Annotated in this window: 17 protein-coding genes; all 17 read left to right on the top strand. The window is 41.9% G+C overall.

Annotated features, from left to right (window positions below; translation table 11 throughout):
- Positions 1-12: 12 nt before the first annotated feature.
- The 17 genes from PHV44_04435 to PHV44_04515 all read left to right on the top strand — a co-directional run bounded on the left by PHV44_04435 (position 13) and on the right by PHV44_04515 (position 18,095).
- Positions 13-465: a CBS domain-containing protein gene (locus tag PHV44_04435; protein MDD5592528.1), complete on the top strand. Its 453-nt coding sequence runs from the start codon at positions 13-15 to the stop codon at positions 463-465.
- Positions 462-1,643 (top strand): cation:proton antiporter, encoded by a 1,182-nt coding sequence (locus tag PHV44_04440; GenBank protein ID MDD5592529.1) that lies wholly within the window; start codon positions 462-464, stop codon positions 1,641-1,643. Before PHV44_04435 ends, PHV44_04440 begins: the two co-directional genes overlap by 4 nt.
- A gap of 258 nt (positions 1,644-1,901) precedes the next feature.
- On the top strand, positions 1,902-2,903 hold the full coding sequence (hflK, locus tag PHV44_04445; protein ID MDD5592530.1) for an FtsH protease activity modulator HflK: 1,002 nt from the start codon (positions 1,902-1,904) through the stop codon (positions 2,901-2,903).
- Positions 2,900-3,859 (top strand): protease modulator HflC, encoded by a 960-nt coding sequence (hflC, locus tag PHV44_04450; GenBank protein ID MDD5592531.1) that lies wholly within the window; start codon positions 2,900-2,902, stop codon positions 3,857-3,859. Before hflK ends, hflC begins: the two co-directional genes overlap by 4 nt.
- An 88-nt stretch (positions 3,860-3,947) precedes the next feature.
- On the top strand, positions 3,948-5,075 hold the full coding sequence (locus tag PHV44_04455; GenBank protein ID MDD5592532.1) for a glycosyltransferase family 4 protein: 1,128 nt from the start codon (positions 3,948-3,950) through the stop codon (positions 5,073-5,075).
- An 810-nt stretch (positions 5,076-5,885) separates the two neighbouring features.
- Positions 5,886-6,206 (top strand): methionine--tRNA ligase subunit beta, encoded by a 321-nt coding sequence (gene metG / locus PHV44_04460; GenBank protein MDD5592533.1) that lies wholly within the window; start codon positions 5,886-5,888, stop codon positions 6,204-6,206.
- A complete protein-coding gene (locus tag PHV44_04465; protein MDD5592534.1) occupies positions 6,203-6,706 on the top strand; it encodes a YkgJ family cysteine cluster protein in 504 nt (167 codons plus the stop codon). Before metG ends, PHV44_04465 begins: the two co-directional genes overlap by 4 nt.
- Complete coding sequence (locus PHV44_04470) at positions 6,696-7,595, top strand: phosphatidylglycerol lysyltransferase domain-containing protein (GenBank protein MDD5592535.1); 900 nt, start codon at positions 6,696-6,698, stop codon at positions 7,593-7,595. Before PHV44_04465 ends, PHV44_04470 begins: the two co-directional genes overlap by 11 nt.
- Positions 7,588-8,409 (top strand): exonuclease domain-containing protein, encoded by an 822-nt coding sequence (locus tag PHV44_04475; protein MDD5592536.1) that lies wholly within the window; start codon positions 7,588-7,590, stop codon positions 8,407-8,409. Before PHV44_04470 ends, PHV44_04475 begins: the two co-directional genes overlap by 8 nt.
- Positions 8,381-9,751: an aminodeoxychorismate synthase component I gene (pabB, locus tag PHV44_04480; protein MDD5592537.1), complete on the top strand. Its 1,371-nt coding sequence runs from the start codon at positions 8,381-8,383 to the stop codon at positions 9,749-9,751. Before PHV44_04475 ends, pabB begins: the two co-directional genes overlap by 29 nt.
- Before the next feature lie 36 nt (positions 9,752-9,787).
- On the top strand, positions 9,788-10,621 hold the full coding sequence (locus PHV44_04485) for an aminotransferase class IV (GenBank protein ID MDD5592538.1): 834 nt from the start codon (positions 9,788-9,790) through the stop codon (positions 10,619-10,621).
- Complete coding sequence (locus PHV44_04490; GenBank protein ID MDD5592539.1) at positions 10,611-11,732, top strand: hypothetical protein; 1,122 nt, start codon at positions 10,611-10,613, stop codon at positions 11,730-11,732. Before PHV44_04485 ends, PHV44_04490 begins: the two co-directional genes overlap by 11 nt.
- A gap of 3 nt (positions 11,733-11,735) precedes the next feature.
- Positions 11,736-11,945, top strand: coding sequence for a HypC/HybG/HupF family hydrogenase formation chaperone (locus PHV44_04495; GenBank protein ID MDD5592540.1), 210 nt, complete (start codon positions 11,736-11,738; stop codon positions 11,943-11,945).
- The gene (gene hypD, locus PHV44_04500) at positions 11,932-13,026 is read left to right on the top strand and encodes a hydrogenase formation protein HypD (GenBank protein MDD5592541.1); all 1,095 of its coding nucleotides are present in this window, start codon (positions 11,932-11,934) and stop codon (positions 13,024-13,026) included. Before PHV44_04495 ends, hypD begins: the two co-directional genes overlap by 14 nt.
- A 118-nt stretch (positions 13,027-13,144) precedes the next feature.
- Entirely contained in the window at positions 13,145-15,475 is a 2,331-nt protein-coding gene (locus tag PHV44_04505) for a DUF3857 domain-containing protein (protein MDD5592542.1), read from the top strand.
- Between the two features lie 2 nt (positions 15,476-15,477).
- Complete coding sequence (locus PHV44_04510; GenBank protein MDD5592543.1) at positions 15,478-17,469, top strand: PilZ domain-containing protein; 1,992 nt, start codon at positions 15,478-15,480, stop codon at positions 17,467-17,469.
- Positions 17,466-18,095 (top strand): endonuclease III domain-containing protein, encoded by a 630-nt coding sequence (locus PHV44_04515; GenBank protein ID MDD5592544.1) that lies wholly within the window; start codon positions 17,466-17,468, stop codon positions 18,093-18,095. Before PHV44_04510 ends, PHV44_04515 begins: the two co-directional genes overlap by 4 nt.
- Positions 18,096-18,145 lie beyond the last annotated feature (50 nt).

Genomic DNA, 18,145 nt, shown 5'->3' on the forward strand with positions numbered 1-18,145 from the left:
GTAAGGGAAATAATGTCAAGAGAGGTAATTTCGGTCAAGCGCTCAATGAAGCTAAAGGAGCTTCTGGGGATATTTGAAGGTTTCCATATATTTCCTTTAGTCCCGGTTATCGAAGAAGATAGACGTCTTATCGGAGTTGTTTCTTTCCGGAATATCATAGATGTATTTCAATCTTCCTATCCGGATGTATTAAAGCTGGTGCCTTTTTTGGATGAAGAAGAGCAGAATATATTCAAGATAGATATACTTGAAGACATCGGAGATTTAGTAGTAGTTCAAGATATAATGGATCAGGAATATATTTTTATCCGTGAGGATACTTCGCTGGAGGAAGTTTATAAATTGATGAAGCTGCATTTGAAGGAAGAGCTTCCCGTTGTGGATAGGGGAGGTAAGTTAGTAGGGAGAATAGGAATATTCGATATAATAAAATTAGTTTTTAGGCAAAAGGGGATTATAAGGTGAGCAACAATATTTTAGGGTTGGGGTTCATTTTAATTGCCGGTTTATTATCCGCCAAGATAATAAAAAAGATTAAGTTTCCTGCGGTAACAGCTTATCTGTTATTAGGCATATTGATCGGCCCCTCAATATTAAATTTAGTACCACAGGATATCCTCAAGTCTTCAGGGTTGATTTCTAATATAGTATTAGGGATAATTGCTTTTGGTATAGGCCAAAATTTCTCCAGGTTTCACCTGCGCCGTATAGGCAAGGCAGTTATATGGATTTCAGTTTTGGAGGCTTGCGGGGCCCTGGCATTAGTTACTTCTGCTTTTTATTTTCTTTTACGACAGCCGTTCTATATATCTTTAATTTTCGGGGCAATTTCATCTGCAACAGCGCCTGCTGCGACAGTGATGGTAATAAGAGAATATCGCGCAAGAGGTAATTTTACGGATACGCTTCTTGGTGTCGTGGCTATTGATGATGCCTGGTGCCTTATTATATTCGCTGTTTCCCTTGCCATATCACAGGCCATTTACGCACATACCGTAGCAGCATCTTTTATGATAAAAGTATTTTTTAATTCGCTTTTGAGCATATTCGGTTCCTTTATTTTAGGAGCCTCCATAGCGGTTCTGCTGTCTATAATCTATAGATTTGTACGTACGCAAGCAGATTTACTAATTTTAACTTTGGGTTTGGTATTCTTAAATATTGGTATTGCTATTTGGTTGAATCTGTCTGTTCTTTTGGCCAGTATGTTTTTAGGCGCGGCATTGGTTAACTTAAATCGCTATTATTTTAAATTTTTTGATAGCTTGAAAATGGTAGATTCGCCTTTATTTTTACTCTTTTTTGTCCTAGCCGGCGCAAATTTAGAGGTAGGCATTTTAAATAAACTCAGTTTAATCGGCTTAAGTTATCTTATTTTTAGGGTAACAGGTAAAATGCTGGGAGCAAATTTGGGCGCAAAAATTTCTAAGTCCACAAATAGCGTAAGAAAATATTTGGGTTATGCCTTAATTCCTCAGGCAGGCGTAGCTTTAGGGTGCGCGCTTATTGTTAAGGGCGATTTCCCACAAGTAGGGAATATGATTTTTACTACAATTGTGGCTACTACAGTTGTATATGAACTAATTGGGCCTTTATGCACAAAATATGCTTTAAAAAAAGCGGAAGATATAATAATACATTAATTTTAACATACTATAACTATAAGTGAGGCGAAAGGATTTTATGCAAGCTTCGGATTCCCCTAAATCTTTCTTTCGATTATTCTTGACAAGGAATATAATAATAGTAGACTAATAAATGTAGTTAAGTTTTATAATAGATAAAATGGGTTCAGGGGAATTCCCCTGAAGGTTTTTAGGTGGTCGGGCCGCCATCTGCGTTTATTACAGGTGGCGGCTTTTCTATTTTATTAACAGGTACTAAAAAAGAAAGGAGCCCTTATGGAATGGCAAAATACTCCTACGCCTGATGAAATAATTGATATAGGCAGGAAGAGGCTTCGCGATTACGGCAAGTATGTTCCTTTGATAATATTTGGTTTACTTGCCATTATAGGCTTAAGAGGCGTTATATACTCGATAGGCCCGGATGAGGTAGGGGTAATGCAGAGATTTGGCAGATATACGGGCTTAAGTTCTCCGGGGCTGCATGCCAAGATCCCTTTTGGTATCGATAAAGTAACTCCTATAAAAGTGGAGAAGATTTTTAAGGAGGAGTTTGGGGTAAACGGCGCGGGCGCAGAGTTTAACCAGAGGCATTCTTATAGTTCGGATTTAGAACAGTCGTTAATGCTTACCGGGGACTTAAACATACTTGATGTCCGATGGATTGTCCAATTTAAAATAAAAGACCCAATAAAATTATTGTTCGTAGTGCGTAACCCGCGCAATGTTATAAGAGATGTTTCTGAAATAATTATGCGCCGGCTTGTGGGAGATTATACTGTGGATGAGGTGTTGACTATTAAGAGGGAAGAAATAGATCACCTAGCCCAAGTTGAAATGCAGAAGATATTAGATGATTATCAGACCGGGATCCAGGTTATTACGGTGAAATTGCTGGATGTAAACCCTCCGGATAAGGTAAAGCCGGCTTTTAACGAAGTTAATGAAGCAAAGCAGGAAAAAGAGAAAATGATTAACCAGGCCTGGGAGGCATATAATAAGGCTATACCAAGGGCTAAGGGTGAAGCTGAAAAGACTATTCGTGAAGCAGAGGGGTATTCTCTTGATAAGATAAACAGGGCCAAGGGCGAGTCAGAGAGGTTTTTGGCAACTTTAGGCGAATACAAGAAAGCCCCGGAGATCACCCGTAAAAGGTTCTATCTTGAAACCCTTGCTGAGGTCCTGCCTAAGGTGAAAGAAAAATATATTATTGACCCAAGGCAATCTTCCATATTGCCGTTATTGGATATAGGCAAGAAAGGAGGGCCGCAACAATGAAAGAAGGCAGATTGGGAGCAATTTTGGGATTAGTTTTTTTTCTGGTTATAATTGTTTTTCTTGCGTTTGCAAGCGGGGCGTTGTTTATTGTGGATGAAACGAAACAAGTAGTGATTACCCAGTTCGGCAAACCAGTAGGAGACCCTATAACATCCTCGGGCCTGCATTTTAAAACGCCTTTTATTCAGCAGGCGCATTATTTTGAGAAGAGGCTTTTAGAATGGGACGGTGACCCGAATCAGATACCCACAAAAGATAAGAAATATATCTGGGTAGATACGACAGCGCGCTGGAAAATAGTGGACGCGCTAAAGTTTTTGCAGTCTGTAGGCAATGAGATAAGCGCCAGTAGCAGGCTCAATGATATTATTAACTCGGCCACCAGGGACGCTGTTACCGGAAATCTTTTAGTTGAGGCAGTAAGGGATTCAAACCGTATACTTGAGAGCAAGGATTTAGGGGAAGACGCTATAGTCAGCGAAGAAGCGCTTGAGCGTATAGATATCGGAAGGCAGCAATTGACCCGTTCTATATTGGAAAAGGCGAAGGTACTTGCCCCTCAATATGGCATTGAGATTATGGATGTGCGCATAAAGCGCATAAATTATGTAGAGGAGGTACGGAATAAAGTCTATGACAGGATGATCGCGGAAAGAAAACGCGCTGCCGAAAAATACCGTTCAGAGGGTTTTGGAAAAGCGGCCGAAATAGAGGGGCAGATCGGCAAAGAGTTGAAATTAATAACTTCAGAGGCTTATAGGAAGGCGCAGGCTATTGTTGGAAAAGCTGACGCTGAGGCGATAAATATCTATGCCAGCTCTTATGAACAGAATCCCGAATTTTATTCGTTCCTGAAGACGCTGGAAACATATAAAGGCACTATTGACGAAAAATCAACGGTGATCCTGACTACTGATAGCGATTACTATAAATATCTTAAGGCCTTGGATAAATAAAAACCCAAAACCTTTCCGTTTATTTGTTTATCCCCCGGAAAAATAGATTTTTGGGAAGGCATTTTTAGCTCTTGAGAGGGCTCTTACCGTGAAGAAAATACTTCTTATTTCATTTGAATACCCCATCGGAAAATCATACTGTGGCGGCGTCGGTCAGATTGTAGAGCAAAGCAGGGATGCCCTTTTGGCTTTGGGTTATGAAACCTACGTTCTTATAAGCTCTGGTTTCGCCAGAAAAGATCCCGTTAAGCTGCTATTTTCGGACAATTCCATCAAAAATTATCCTAATCTTGGGGCGTTCTTAAGGGATTATGACTGGTGTAATTTTGGCTATATAATCCATCATTTTGTTAACTGGACTAAAGAGCTTAAAAAGCTTACGGTACAAAAAAGAAGAAAGCCCAAGATTATATATCACTTCCACAGCATATTAAGAAGAGAGAAAGAATCTGGGTTCAGGACATTAAACCACTTCTTGTATAACCAGGAGAAAATGATTGAATTAGCAGACAGGATAATCTGTCCTTCTACCTATGAATATGATAATTTTATCAGATATTTCCCCTCTTTTATAGATAAAGTGGTTGTTATCGAGAATACGGTTGAAACCTTCGGGATAGATAAAAAGAGGATGGAAGAGATAAGGGATAGGCATAAGATTAAAAAGAATGATATAGTTTCACTTTATGTAGGCAGGCTTGAGAGGATAAAGGGGGCCCATATTTTACTCAAAGAAGCGCCTATGATTCTTAGGAAGCACCGGCATCTTAAGCTTTTTTTTGTAGGTAGGTCACTGGAGAAAGACCTGTATGAAAGATTATTGCGCCTGTGCGGACGGTTCCCCGGGCAATTTTTTTATAAAAAATATTTGGATAAAAGCGAATTATTCCAGTATTATTATTTAAGCGATATCTATATTAACAGCTCCCTAAGCGAATCGTTTTCTTTAAGCACCCACGAAAGCGCGCTCTGCAATAATGCCTTACTTTTAAACCGGCTTCCGGTTTTGGAGAAATTTAAGGATGCCGCGTTATTTTTTGACGTAAATAGCGGGGATTTTTCCGGGAAATATGATCTTTTGATAAGAAACCGCGCTTTAAGAAAAAGGCTTTCAGGGAAGGCGATCGCGATTGCTGATAAGTTCATTAACAATAATAGGTTTAAAGATAACCTCTATAAACTTCTTAATGGTTTTGTGTTTGAAGGAAAAATTTAAAAGCATAAAACGGGCGCGTCGGAGCAAAAATAATAACCGGCTTTAAAAGTAAGAAATAACAGTTGATACTCTAGGAAAGAGGCATATTTAAATGAAACTCATTGGCTGGATATTTATGATAATATCATGGGGTTTTATTCTTAGTATGTTTATTTTTTGTTTTAGTAGAATATTTAGGAAGGGCCTTGGCGGAGAAGATTCCAAGACGCTAAAAAGACTAAAGAAATAGGAAATAAGGATGCCGGTGATTATGTTGCAACAATGTGGAGTTTTTGTTCTTGCGATTCTATTTTCATTGCTATTCGTTTTTATGAATAATCGTAAGCGAAAAGAAAACAGGTTAAATATAAGATAGGCAGGGGAGAAGGATGCTATTTATATGCATTACCTTAGGAACCCTTGTCGCTGTTTTTCTTTGGGCCTTTCTATCTCTGGCTAAAATTCGGATAAAGAATGGCAAAATCAGAAAAAGCAGGTTTAAAATTCGCTGTTCGCGCAATGCGGACTTCGGATTGGGGTTATATTAGCGGCAATAGTTACTAGCGCACAATGCCTAAAAGAGCTTGCCCTAAGGAATCTCTTGTGGTATCTTATCTTCATTCGGGATCTTTAAGAAGTTAGAGCCCTACGGAATAGGTCCCGCCAAAAATAAACGCCTTCTCTACCCTCGGAAATGCTCAAAAAACTGCTCTTATCTTTTCTATGGGTTTTTGTCTCAAAGACCTGTCTTTATAGATGAGGCGGTATTTAGACCAGGGAGCCGGCGTATCGTTCTATCAGGATATTTAATTTCTAACCAGGAGAGATAAAATGGCGACAATAGAAGACTTCAGGAAATTAGAGTTAAAGGTAGCCACAATAAAAGAGGTCCAGGAGCATCCTAATGCCGATAAGCTTTATGTGGTGATCGTAGATTTAGGGGATAAAACCAAACAACTCGTAGCCGGGATTAAGAATTATTACAGCAAGGAGGACCTCATAGGCAGGCAGGTAGTGGTGGTAGATAATTTAGAGCCGGCGCTATTGCGGGGCGTAGAGAGCCAAGGCATGCTTTTGGCCGCCTCTGATGAAGCAGGCATTACCATTGTCAGCCCGCAGAGAAAAGTTCAGGTAGGCAGTATTGTAAAATGATTAAACAGGTTATTCCTCAACAGTTTTGTTTAAAATGCCAGGGTTGCTGCAGGTTTAAAGAGATGGGTTCTGCCTGGTCGCCCTGCCTTTTAGACGAGGAGATACAGGATTTATTGGACCAGAAGATCCCCCCTGCGCTTATTTCTGCGCAGAAAAAACTGCTTCCCATACCCAACCCGCAGGGTGAGGGTTTTATCTGTCCTTTTTTAGAGGCAAAAGATAATAAGTGTAAAATCTATGGCTTGCGGCCCTTTGAATGCCAGTTGTACCCTTTTCTGATTAATTTAAGGGACAAGAAAGTTATCCTGACGCTGGATTTAAATTGCCCTTACGTCAGAGAACATTTAAAGGACAAAGAGTTCAAGGCTTATACTGATTATTTAATTAATTTTCTCAACTCCCCTGCTCAGGTTGAAATTTTAAAAGACAATCCCCAGATTATCCAGGCCTACGAAGAAGTCCTGGACATCATCGAATTAGGGTTACCCGATGAAGCTTAAGGATTTATCCTTAAAAGATAAAGGTCTATTCAATAAATTTTTGAAGCTGACTAGGCATGAGCTTTGCGTCTATACCTTTGAAAATATCTATATCTGGAAAAAACTTTTCGATATCCGTTGGGCGGTAATTGAAAATAGCCTCTGTGTATTTTTTAAGGATAAGATGGGCTGTTTTTTGTATCTTGCGCCTTTAGCCAAAACACAGAATCTACAAGCTATTCAGAAAGTTTTTCGGGCTTTGGACAGGTTTAATAAAAACAAAGACGTATCACGCATAGAAAATATCGAGGAGAAGGAAATTGCTTTTTATGAAAAAGCGGGTTTTATCTGCCGGAATAAGTCTTACGATTACCTGTGCCTAAGGAGTGATTTAGCCCGGTTGAGCGGCAATAAATTCAAATCTAAACGCGCCAGCTTTAATTATTTTATCAAGCACTACGCATTCCAATATCTACCCTTTTCCTCAAAAGATAGAGACGGATGTTTAAAGCTCTACGATTCCTGGATGAGAGAACGCCAGGGGAAAAATCAAGACCATATTTATCAGGCCATGCTGGAGGATAGCCGCAAATCACTGAAAAACGCGTTGGCAAATTATGCGGATTTAAATTTTACAGGAGGGCTGGTGAGAATAAATAAACAAATCAGGGCCTTTACATTCGGCTTTAAATTGAATAAAGATACCTTCTCCATATTATACGAGATAACAGACCTGTCTATCAAGGGCCTAAGCCAATTTGTCTTTAGCAGGTTCTGCCAGGATTTAAAGGGCTATAAATACATAAATATTATGGATGATTCGGGGTTAGAAAACCTGCAGAAGGTGAAGCTCTCTTATCATCCTTTAAGGCTGGTCCCGGCTTATATCGCAGAGAGAAAAAATGGATAAAAATATAGATGAAGTAGAATTTACTATCTTTGATACTGAGACAACCGGTTTAGAGCCGGAATCAGGCGACAAGATAGTAGAAATTGCCGGCATCAGGTTTATAGGCGAGAAAAGAATAGCCGTTTTCCAGGAGCTGGTTAATCCCCGCCGGATGATCTCCGAGGCTGCCTTTGCCGTTAATAAGATTACGCAGGAGATGCTGCGGGATGCCCCCGGCATAGAGACAGTGCTGCCGAAATTCCTGGATTTTATTCAGGGCAGCTGCCTATGTTCTTATAACGCCGGATTTGATTTAGAATTTTTAAATAGCGAACTTAAGTCCATAGGCAAAACACTAACTTACAATAATGCGGTCGTGGACATCTTAAAAATGGCCAGAAGAATCCTGCCGCGCCTGGAGCGTTATGCCTTATGGTTTGTGGCGGATAAACTCGGAGTAAAGGCCGCGCAGAAACACCGCGCGCTCTCCGACGTAGAATTAACGCTGGAGGTATTCCATAAATTAAAGGCAATATTGCAGGATAAAGGCATCATGGATTTTCAAAATTTCCTCGGGCTCTTCGGCCTGAATTCCGCTTTTTTAGAGGATATAAATAACCAGAAGCTCGCCAAGATACAACAGGCCTTAGACCTGAGGGTGAGCCTGAAAATAAAATATCTCTCCAGTTCCAGTGCCACGGTTTCAGAGCGCGAGGTTATCCCCAAAGAAATCAAACAGGAGAAGAACAGGCATTATTTAGTAGGCTACTGTTGCCTTAGAAAAGAAGAACGCACTTTTAGGGTAGATGGCATACTCCATCTTGAAATCGTATAAATTAAAGTTTACGCCTTTTGAGATTTTTACCGCCCTAAGGCAGGAGAAGAACTGTTTCTTCTTAGATAGCAGCCTGAACGCAAATCTTCTGGGCAGGTATTCCTTTTTGGGTATTGACCCTTTTTATATCTTAGAAACGAAAGGAGAAGACCCCTTACCGAAATTAAGAGAAATTTTGGCTCGATATAAGGTTGCTAATCATAAAAACGGCCCTCCTTTTTTAGGAGGCGCAGTGGGGTATTTGGCCTATGACCTGGGGTTTATTTTAGAAAAGAAGTTAAAGATTAAACCTAAACCAAGCCCGGGGATCCCGGATTGCCTATTTGCCTTCTACAATACCGTAATCATCCTCGACCATTTAAAAAAAATAACGCATATATCCTCAGTAGGGTTTCCTGAGAAAAAATACCGCCTGGAAAAAACGCTCTGTGAATCTAATGTCAGAAAGATAGAGAGGTTACTTTCGCGTATTAATACATGCGAGTCAGGTAACGGAAAGAATAAACCCCAGAATAAGCCCCTTGGATTAAAATCAAATTTTACAAAAGAAGGTTATATTTTAGCGGTAAAAAAAGCCAAGGAATATATCAGAAGGGGCGATATCTATCAGGTCAATCTGGCGCAGGAATTTCAGGCCCAGGCAACTTTATCCGGCTGGGAAATCTATCGGCGCCTGCGCAAAATCAGCCCTTCTTATTTTAGCAGTTATTTTGATGCAGGAGGCCAGCAGATCTTAAGCTCTTCTCCGGAGGGCTTTTTAAGGTTACAGGCTGGGCGGGTAACTACGCGCCCGATGAAAGGCACGCGAGCGCGTTCTCAAAACCGGATAAAAGATGCAAAATTAAAAAAAGAACTCTTGGATAGCGCTAAAGACAAGGCAGAGTTGGCCATGATCGTGGATTTAGAGAGGAATGATTTGGGCCGTGTCTGCAATTATGATTCCATAAAGGTAGATACCTTTAGGCAATTAGAAGAGTATAGCACCGTATTCCAGACTACGGCTAGTGTCTATGGCTCGCTGCATAAAAATAAAGATAACCTTGATCTCATCCGCGCCTGTTTCCCCGGAGGCTCAATTACCGGCTGCCCGAAAATCCGCGCCATGGAAATTATTGAAGAATTGGAACCAAGCAGGAGGTCTATATATACAGGCTGCCTGGGTTATTTGAGCTTTTGCGGCAATATGGACTTGAATATCTTAATCCGCACTATTTTGAAAAAAGAAGATAAGCTTTATTTTAGCGTAGGCGGTGGCATTGTCGCAGACTCAAGGCCGCAAGCCGAATATGAAGAGACGCTGGTGAAGGCTAAGGCGATGATGGAGGCAATAAACGCGTTATAGCGTTCAAAAGCAAGTAACGCAATAACGAACCGTAGAATGAAAGAAATCATTTTTTTAAATGGTAAGTTTTTACCTTTGCGTGAGGCGAAAATATCAATTTTAACGCCCGGATTTTTATACGGCTGGGGGTTATTTGAAACGATGCGCGCATATCATGAGAAGATAGTTTATTTTAATGCGCATTTAGAAAGAATTAACCGTTCCTGTAAATTAATCGGCATAAACATGCCTTATTCCCGGAATAAATTAAAAGGGATTATCCAGGAGACAGTGAAAACCAATGCTTTTACGGATGCCCGCGTCAGGTTGACTCTTTGGAAATTCGCGGCGGGGGCAGATACTCTGGTCAGCGTCAAAAAATATTGCCCCTATAGTTACGCAAAGTATAAAAATGGTTTTCGTGCCTGCGTTTCTTCCTTCAGGCAAAACGAGGGTTCTCATTTAGCGCAGCTTAAGACGACCAGTTATCTTTTATACAGGTTAGCTTACCAGCAGGCGAAAGAGCAGGGTTTTGACGAGTCGGTTATCTTGAACCCCAGAGGTTATATTTGTGAAGGCAGCAGTACTAACATATTCTTAGTAAAAAATCAGGAATTATGGACGCCTGCCTTAGAATGCGGTTGTTTAAACGGCATTACCCGTAAGGCCGTATTGGACCTGGCAAAAAAATATCATATTAAGGCGTATGAGGGTAATCTTAGCCTACCCGATTTGTATGCTGCTGATGAGGCATTCCTGACTAATTCTCTGCTGGGGATTATGCCTTTGGCAGCCGTAGAAAAACAGAGGGCCGGCAAAGGCACAGGCAGGTATAGAATTACCCGGTTTTTTATGCAAGAATACCATTCTTTACTAACACGTGGAACTTAAAAAAATAAAACTTCCCTTTAAGATAAAAAAAGCGGTTTTGGCCTTGGGGCCGCAGAAAAAAAACAGGGTTTGTTTCACCCGGGGTAATTATGCATATATGAGCCCTTTACATGCAGATTTAAATAATCCGGGAGATTTTTTTAGTTTTGAGAAAAGTGTAAAATATTTCTTGAAAAAGAACCCCAAGATTATTGCTTGTGATCTGCATCCTGAATATCAATCCACTAAATACGGCCAAAACTTACAGCTTACAGCTTACAGCTTACAGCTTATCCAGCACCACCACGCCCACATTGCTTCCTGCATGGTTGAAAATAGCCTTAAGAATCAAAAAGTAATTGGCGTGGCCTTTGATGGCACAGGGTTAGGCGCTGATAACCGGCTCTGGGGCGGGGAATTTTTTATTTGTAATTATAAAAACTTTAAAAGGGCGGCGCATTTAAAAGAAATTCCCCTCTTAGGCGCAGAGAGAGCAATATCAGAACCTATCAGGCTGGCTATTATCTGGCTTTACCTGATATATAAAGATAGATTCCTAAATTTAGGGCTGGATTTACTAAAAAAAATAAAACGGGAGAAGTGGGGGGTTTTAAAAAAGATGTATTTAGCGGGCTTCAATTCTCCCTTAACCAGCAGTATGGGCCGGCTCTTTGACGCCGCAGCAAGCCTCGTCTTAGGCAAGGCCGAGGCTAAATTCGAAGCAGAATTAGCCATGGAGTTAGAAAAAATAGCTGTAAGCTGTAAGCTATCAGCCATAAGCTATAAATTTAAAATCAGTAAAGACAATGATACGTATATTCTAGACCCTGCCCTAATGTTTAAAGAAATAATCGCAGATTTAAAAAACAGGGAACCAAGAGAGAAGGTTGCTTACCGGTTCCATCTGACGATAGCGCAAATGGCCAGAAAGATGTGCCTGATTTTAAGAAAAGAAAATAAAATAAATACAGTAGTTTTATCCGGAGGCGTTTTTCAAAATAACCTTTTACTTAGAATGGTTTTGGATTTATTATATAAGGAAGATTTTCGGGTATTTACGCATAATAAGCTGTCTTCTAATGATTCCGGTATTTCTTTGGGGCAGGCAGCGATAGCGAATTTCAGGGATTAAGAGATGTGCCTGGCTATTCCCATGAGAATAAAAAGTATTAGCGGTGAGTTTGCCGAAGTGGAAGCAGGCGGGCTTATACGCAGGGCCAATATCCAGATGTTGCCGCGGGCAAAAGCCGGGGATTATATCATTGTCCATGCCGGCTTTGCCATAGAGAAATTAGACCCGGGCAAGGCAAAGGAGACCCTTAGGTTAGTAGATGAGATACGTTGATGAATTCCGCGATATCGGGCTGATTAATAAAATTTCGCAGAGAATAAATTCTATCATGCCGCGCCAGAATATAAATATTATGGAGGTTTGCGGCACGCATACGCAGAATTTTTTCAGATTCGGCCTGGATAAGCTCCTCCCGGATAATTTAAAATTAATCTCCGGGCCGGGATGCCCGGTATGCGTCAGCCCCCAGGAATACATTGACCGGGCAATACAGCTCGCTCAAGATAAAGATAACCTGATTCTGACCTTTGGGGATATGCTGCGGGTCCCCGGCACAAAATCCAGCCTGGAGAAAGAACGCGCCAAAAATGGCAATGTCAGGATAGTTTATTCTGCGCTGGATAGCCTGACGGTTGCCCGGCAGAGCCCACTTAAAAAAGTGATATTTTTAGCCGTAGGCTTTGAAACTACAGCCCCTACTATAGCCTTGAGCCTTCTTTCGGCGAAGAAACAGAATTTAAAGAACCTTTTTTTTCTATCTTCGCTGAAGCTGATTCCGCCGGCAATGGATTATCTGGCCAGGGATAAAAGGTTAAAACTCTCTGGTTTTCTCTGCCCGGGGCATGTCTCCTGTATCATCGGCACCCAGGCATACGAATTTATCCTAAAAAAATATAAAATAGGCTGCTGTATCACAGGTTTTGAGCCTTTGGATATTTTAGAAGGTATTTACTTTCTCATACAGCAATTCCTCAGGCATAAGCCCTGCCTTAAAAATCAATATACGCGCGCAGTAAGCCCGCAGGGAAATCCGGCCGCCAAAAAAGTTATTTCCCGGGTCTTTAAAGTATCTTCTGCTTCCTGGCGCGGCTTAGGCAAAATCCCTGATAGCGGGCTTAAGATAAAAGACGAATTCTCCCTATTTGACGCCGAGAAAAATTTCTCTTTTAACGACCAACGACCAACGACCAACGACCAACGACCAAAATGCCGATGCGGCGATGTTTTAAAAGGCCTGATTTCTCCGCAAGTATGCCCCTTATTCTCAAAGGCCTGTTGTCCGGAGCACCCCATAGGCCCCTGTATGGTCTCAAACGAAGGAGCTTGCAGTGCGTATTATAAATATAGAAAATAATTTAACAAAATTTAAATCCCGAATCCCAAATTCCACATCCCAAACAATTTCCAAATCTCAATTTCCAAATTCCAAGCCTATAAGTTTTGGTCATTGGACATTGTTTGTAATTTGGTGTTTGGTTATTGGAATTTTATCCGGCTGCGCGCAAAAAGATGAAGTACAGCAGGCACAGGATTATCTTAAGGCATCCGAAAATTATTATCAGCGCGCGGTCAGCCTCTATAAAGATTTAATTGCTAAAGACAAGGATTCAGCCAGGTTGCGTTTTGAGTTGGGCCGGTTATACTATAATCAGGGAGAATTAAAACAGGCAATAGAAGAATTTAAGCAGGCCGATTACCCCGAGGCAAAGAAATTTCTGGCGATTGCCTATTATCGGATGGGTAATTTTACCGACGCGCTGGAGGCCTTTGCCAAGGAGAAAAGCAGCGACGATGAATATCTCTATTATTATGGCTTAACCTGCGAAAAACTAAACCTCTTTGACACGGCACTCGCCCTTTATAAGAAGATACAGGGTAAAGAATTCTCCCCCCTTGCCATGGAACGGATAGACATTATCGAGAAGGCATCAGTGCCCAGGCAGATAAAAGATATCGACCCTGAAGTTTACGATATTTTAAAGGCTGCACCCACGCAGGCTGAATACCCGCAGGCAGGGGCGCTTGTATTATTCTGCGATGAAAGAATAGAGGTTACCGCGCAGAATACCCAGGTTTCAACCCTGCGCTACTTAGTCAAAATTCTAAACGAAAGAGGCAAGGAGGAATTCTCAGAAAGCCAGATAGAGTATGATTCTACCTATGAGAAGGTGGAATTGGAGTATGCCCGTATCATCAAGCCGGATGGCACGGTCGTAGAGGTAGGCAGCCGCCATATACGCGATGTTTCCAAATATTTGAACTTTCCCCTTTACAGTAACGCGCGCGTTTATATAATTTCTTTCCCAGAGATCACCGAAGGCGCAAGTATAGAATATAAAGTAAAGATCCTGCGCAATCAACTGATTAATAAAAAAGATTTTTTTACCGTTTACCCGCTGCAGGCGCAAGAGCCGATTATGACGGCACATTTTAGCATTGTTTTACCTAAAGACAAGCCGTTACACATAAAGACATTAAACGATAAATATAATGATTTTGGCGCCAATCTCAAGTGCCAGCCGCAGCAAGAGGATGGCCGTTTGATTTACGGCTGGCATTTTAAGGATATTCCTCAAATCATCCCTGAATCCAATATGCCGCCGGATGCGCAAATAAATCCTTCGGTCCTTGCCTCTACATTTTCGTCCTGGCAGGAGGTTTATGCCTGGTGGTGGAAACTGGCGCAGGAAACGATCAGGGCGGATTCAGCCATAAAAAGTAAGGTCCGGGAATTAACTGTAAATTGCGGTTCCGAAGAAGAAAAGGCCAAGACAATTTATAATTTTTGCGCCCAAAAAATCCGTTACGTAGCGGTAGAATACGGGCAGGCAGGCTATGAACCGCACCCAGCCGCGGATATTTTCCGGAATAAATACGGCGACTGTAAAGACCAGGCAATACTCTTAGTGACTATATTAAAGGAGGCGGGCCTTTCCGCCTGGCCGGTGCTTATACCAACCAGGGCGTCCTATGCTTTAAACGAAGATTTCCCGGCGATGTTTTTCAATCATTGTATTGCCGCGGTGGAGCTAAAAGATAAAATTATTTTTATGGACCCTACTGCCCAGACTTGCCCCTTCGGCGACCTGCCGGAAGATGACCAGGGCCGCGCGGCGTTAATAGTCAAAGAAAACGGTTATCAAATCCTGGATACGCCGCTATATCCGGCCAGCCACAACCTTAAAAAACAGGAACTCATGGTTAAAATTAACAGCGATGAGAGTATAGCCGTTGAAGGAGCTATTTTTACTTATGGAATTTATGACCAGGCGCAGAGGTATTGGATACTTTATACGCCTCCGGAGCTGATTCGCGAGGCGCTGAAAGAGAGAATACAGTCTATCTCCATAGGGGCAACGCTGGATAAATATAATATAGAAAACGTATCCGATCTTAATACGCCGGTAGTATTAAGATATTCCTTTAAGGGCCCGGAGTACTTTACCGTTGCCGGAGAGAATAGGATTATGCCGCAGTTGGCTCACCTGGATACAACGCTAACGGCAAAAGATAACCGTAAATACCCGATAGACTTCTCCGTTTTAGATATTGAAGAGGCCGCCGTCGAAATAGAAATCCCGCAGTATTTCAGCGTAAGTCATATGCCGCCGGGCGTTTTGGAAGATTCCCCATGGTTTAAATTTATAGTTGAATATAACCAAAAAAATAATAAGATATACTTTAGGCAGAGGATAGAATTAAAAAAGAGTATTGTTCCCGAAAAGGAATACCCCGATTTTAAAGTTTTCTTTGAAGGCCTGGCCAAGAAGATCAAGCAGAGGATAGTTCTGGAGAAAGGATAAAGATGGCACCCAAGAAGGACCCCCTGGGGCAAGAACGCAGGCAGTATATCAGGTTGGACTCGGTATTCCCCGTGCAATTCCGCATCTTAAGCCTCGATGGCAAGCAGGAATTTTCTGATTGGCTGCAGGGTTTTACTAATAATATCAGTAAAGGCGGCATATGCCTTTCGGTCAATAATTTAAAACCCGAATTGGTTAACCTCGTCAAGGGCCGGCAGGTGAAGCTGGCTTTGAATATAGAAATACCCCTGGCAATAAATCCGGCATCAGCATCCGCAAAGGTGACATGGGTTAAAGATATAGCCACGCAGCCTGATAAACACCTTATAGGATTAAGTTACGAAGAAATTGCCTCTTCGGCGAACAGCCGGTTGATACGTTACGCAATAACAAAAAGATTATTTGCCCCGGTTGTGTTTACTATAATTTTTATACTCGGCTTAGGCTTTGCCGCCGGAAGCTACATAAACCTAAAACTAATCAAAGGCAATAAGGTCCTCGTTGAACAACTGGTCAATATTTTACAGGAGTCCAGCGTTGCTAAACAGACGATAAAACAGATAAATAAGGAAAGGGAAGACTTGCAATTGAAGATTCAGGCGCTAGAGCTGCGTATGCAGACAGTAGAGGACGAAAAGGGCGCCTTAAGTGAAAAGATTCGATTAGAGGAAAAAGCAAAGTTGGAGGAGAAGGTTAAGTTTAAGGAGAGCGAAACAGCCAAGAAGATAGGAGAATTCAATAGTTTGCTGGAGCAGTTGACCCGGGAAAAGGCTATCCTGCAGGAACAACTAATCGCCGTACAACATAAAGAAAACAAGGTTACCGAAGACCTCCTGCGCTTGGACCAGAAGAAGGCTACCCTAGAGAAGGCAAACCTGGACAAGATGTACCAGTGGTTAAAAGTACATCAGAATCCGCACACGGGCCTGGTGATGAGTTTTGAGGGGGATAACGATATGGCCAATTTGGGGTTTACTTATGACCAGTCCCTGGTAGCTCAGGCCTATACAAACTTTTCCGATTTTGAGCGGGCAAGAAGAATGTTAGACTTCTTTGCTAAGAAGGCAAAACGGCAGGGAAGGAGTTTTTATAACGCATATTATGTCAATGACGGAAACCCTGCGGAGGCTATTGTACATAGCGGCCCCAATATTTGGCTGGGTATAGCCATATTGCAATATACCCAAAAGAGCCAGGACCATAACTATTTGAAAACAGCCGAAGAGATCGCTTCAGATATAATGGATTTACAGAATCAGGATAGCGAGGGAGGCTTACGCGGCGGGCCGAACGCAACCTGGTATGCCACCGAGCACAACCTTGATGCCTACGCGTTTTTTAACATGCTCTATAAAATCACGGCCAAGAAAAGATATCTTGATGCCAGGGATAAAATATTAGCCTGGTTAACCAAGCATACTTATGATAAGGCCGACATCCCTATTAAGCGCGGCAAGGGGGATTCGACTATTGCTACCGATACCTATGCCTGGTCCATTGCCGCCATCGGCCCGGAAAAATTAGAAGAATTAGGCATGAATCCCGGTATGATCGTGGAATTTGCGGAAAAAAATTGTGGTGTCGAAGTTTCTTATCAGAGGCCCGAGGGGCAAACCGTAAAAGTGAAGGGTTTTGATTTTGCCCCGCAAAGACACCTCGCCAGGGGGGGCGTGGTTTCTTCGGAGTGGACCGGCCAGATGGTCATCGCCTTTAAAATCATGGCAGATTTTTATTATAAGAAAGATATGGTTGCTAAGGCCAGGTCATATGCCCTGAAAGCCGACGATTACCTCAACCAATTAGGCAATATGATTATCTCTAGCCCTTCTCCCTCCGGCCAAGGCGAAAGCTGCCTTCCTTACGCCACGCAGGATTTTGTAGATACAGGCCATGGATGGATGACTCCTAAGGGCGAATCCACGGGTTCGGTGGCAGGGACTGTTTATGCCCTGTTTGCCTACTATAACTATAATCCCTTAGAGCTTAAGCAATGAAGCCTAAGCTTAATCTCATTTATAAAAAGCTGTATTCTTATTTCGGGCCGCAGCATTGGTGGCCGGGAGATAGCCCTTTTGAGGTTATGGTCGGGGCAATCCTCACCCAGAATACCAGCTGGCTGAACGTAGAAAAGGCAATAAATAATCTCAAAAAACACAAGGTCTTGACGGCAGATAAACTCTACAAGCTCTCTTCTAAAAGGCTGGCCTTGCTGATAAGGCCGGCTGGTTACTACAATATTAAAGCAGAGAGGTTGAAAATTTTTTTAAGGTTTTTCCTCAAATATTATCAGGGCTTGGAAGGGATGTTAAATTCGGATACCCTGGCTTTGCGTAATCAGTTGCTTGGCGTAAAAGGCATAGGCCCTGAGACCGCGGATTCCATATTACTCTATGCATTAAATAAGCCTGTTTTCGTGGTAGATGCCTATACCAGAAGGATACTCTCGCGCCACCGCTTTATCCCGGAGGGCGCCGATTATCACCAAACGCAAAATTTATTTATGCAGAATCTAAAGAAAAGCGTAAAATTATTTAATGAATACCACGCCCTGCTGGTAAAATTAGGCAAGGAGTTCTGCCTGAAGAATAAACCGAGATGTGAAATATGCCCGTTAAGATAATAAATTACAAATTACAAATTACAAATCACAAACAAATTCAAATATCCAAT

The sequence above is a fragment of the Candidatus Omnitrophota bacterium genome, assembly GCA_028717245.1.
Lineage (GTDB): Bacteria > Omnitrophota > Gorgyraeia > Gygaellales > Profunditerraquicolaceae > JAGUYA01.

Excerpts from the sequence above, each read along its gene's own strand:
- PHV44_04475 (MDD5592536.1), top strand. The coding sequence starts at position 7,588 with ATGGATAAAAATATAGATGAAGTAGAATTTACTATCTTTGATACTGAG.
- PHV44_04470 (MDD5592535.1), top strand. The coding sequence starts at position 6,696 with ATGAAGCTTAAGGATTTATCCTTAAAAGATAAAGGTCTATTCAATAAA.
- PHV44_04515 (MDD5592544.1), top strand. The coding sequence starts at position 17,466 with ATGAAGCCTAAGCTTAATCTCATTTATAAAAAGCTGTATTCTTATTTC.
- hflK (MDD5592530.1), top strand. The coding sequence starts at position 1,902 with ATGGAATGGCAAAATACTCCTACGCCTGATGAAATAATTGATATAGGC.
- hflC (MDD5592531.1), top strand. The coding sequence starts at position 2,900 with ATGAAAGAAGGCAGATTGGGAGCAATTTTGGGATTAGTTTTTTTTCTG.
- PHV44_04510 (MDD5592543.1), top strand. The coding sequence starts at position 15,478 with ATGGCACCCAAGAAGGACCCCCTGGGGCAAGAACGCAGGCAGTATATC.
- pabB (MDD5592537.1), top strand. The coding sequence starts at position 8,381 with ATGGCATACTCCATCTTGAAATCGTATAAATTAAAGTTTACGCCTTTT.
- metG (MDD5592533.1), top strand. The coding sequence starts at position 5,886 with ATGGCGACAATAGAAGACTTCAGGAAATTAGAGTTAAAGGTAGCCACA.
- hypD (MDD5592541.1), top strand. The coding sequence starts at position 11,932 with ATGAGATACGTTGATGAATTCCGCGATATCGGGCTGATTAATAAAATT.
- PHV44_04485 (MDD5592538.1), top strand. The coding sequence starts at position 9,788 with ATGAAAGAAATCATTTTTTTAAATGGTAAGTTTTTACCTTTGCGTGAG.
- PHV44_04495 (MDD5592540.1), top strand. The coding sequence starts at position 11,736 with ATGTGCCTGGCTATTCCCATGAGAATAAAAAGTATTAGCGGTGAGTTT.
- PHV44_04465 (MDD5592534.1), top strand. The coding sequence starts at position 6,203 with ATGATTAAACAGGTTATTCCTCAACAGTTTTGTTTAAAATGCCAGGGT.
- PHV44_04435 (MDD5592528.1), top strand. The coding sequence starts at position 13 with ATGTCAAGAGAGGTAATTTCGGTCAAGCGCTCAATGAAGCTAAAGGAG.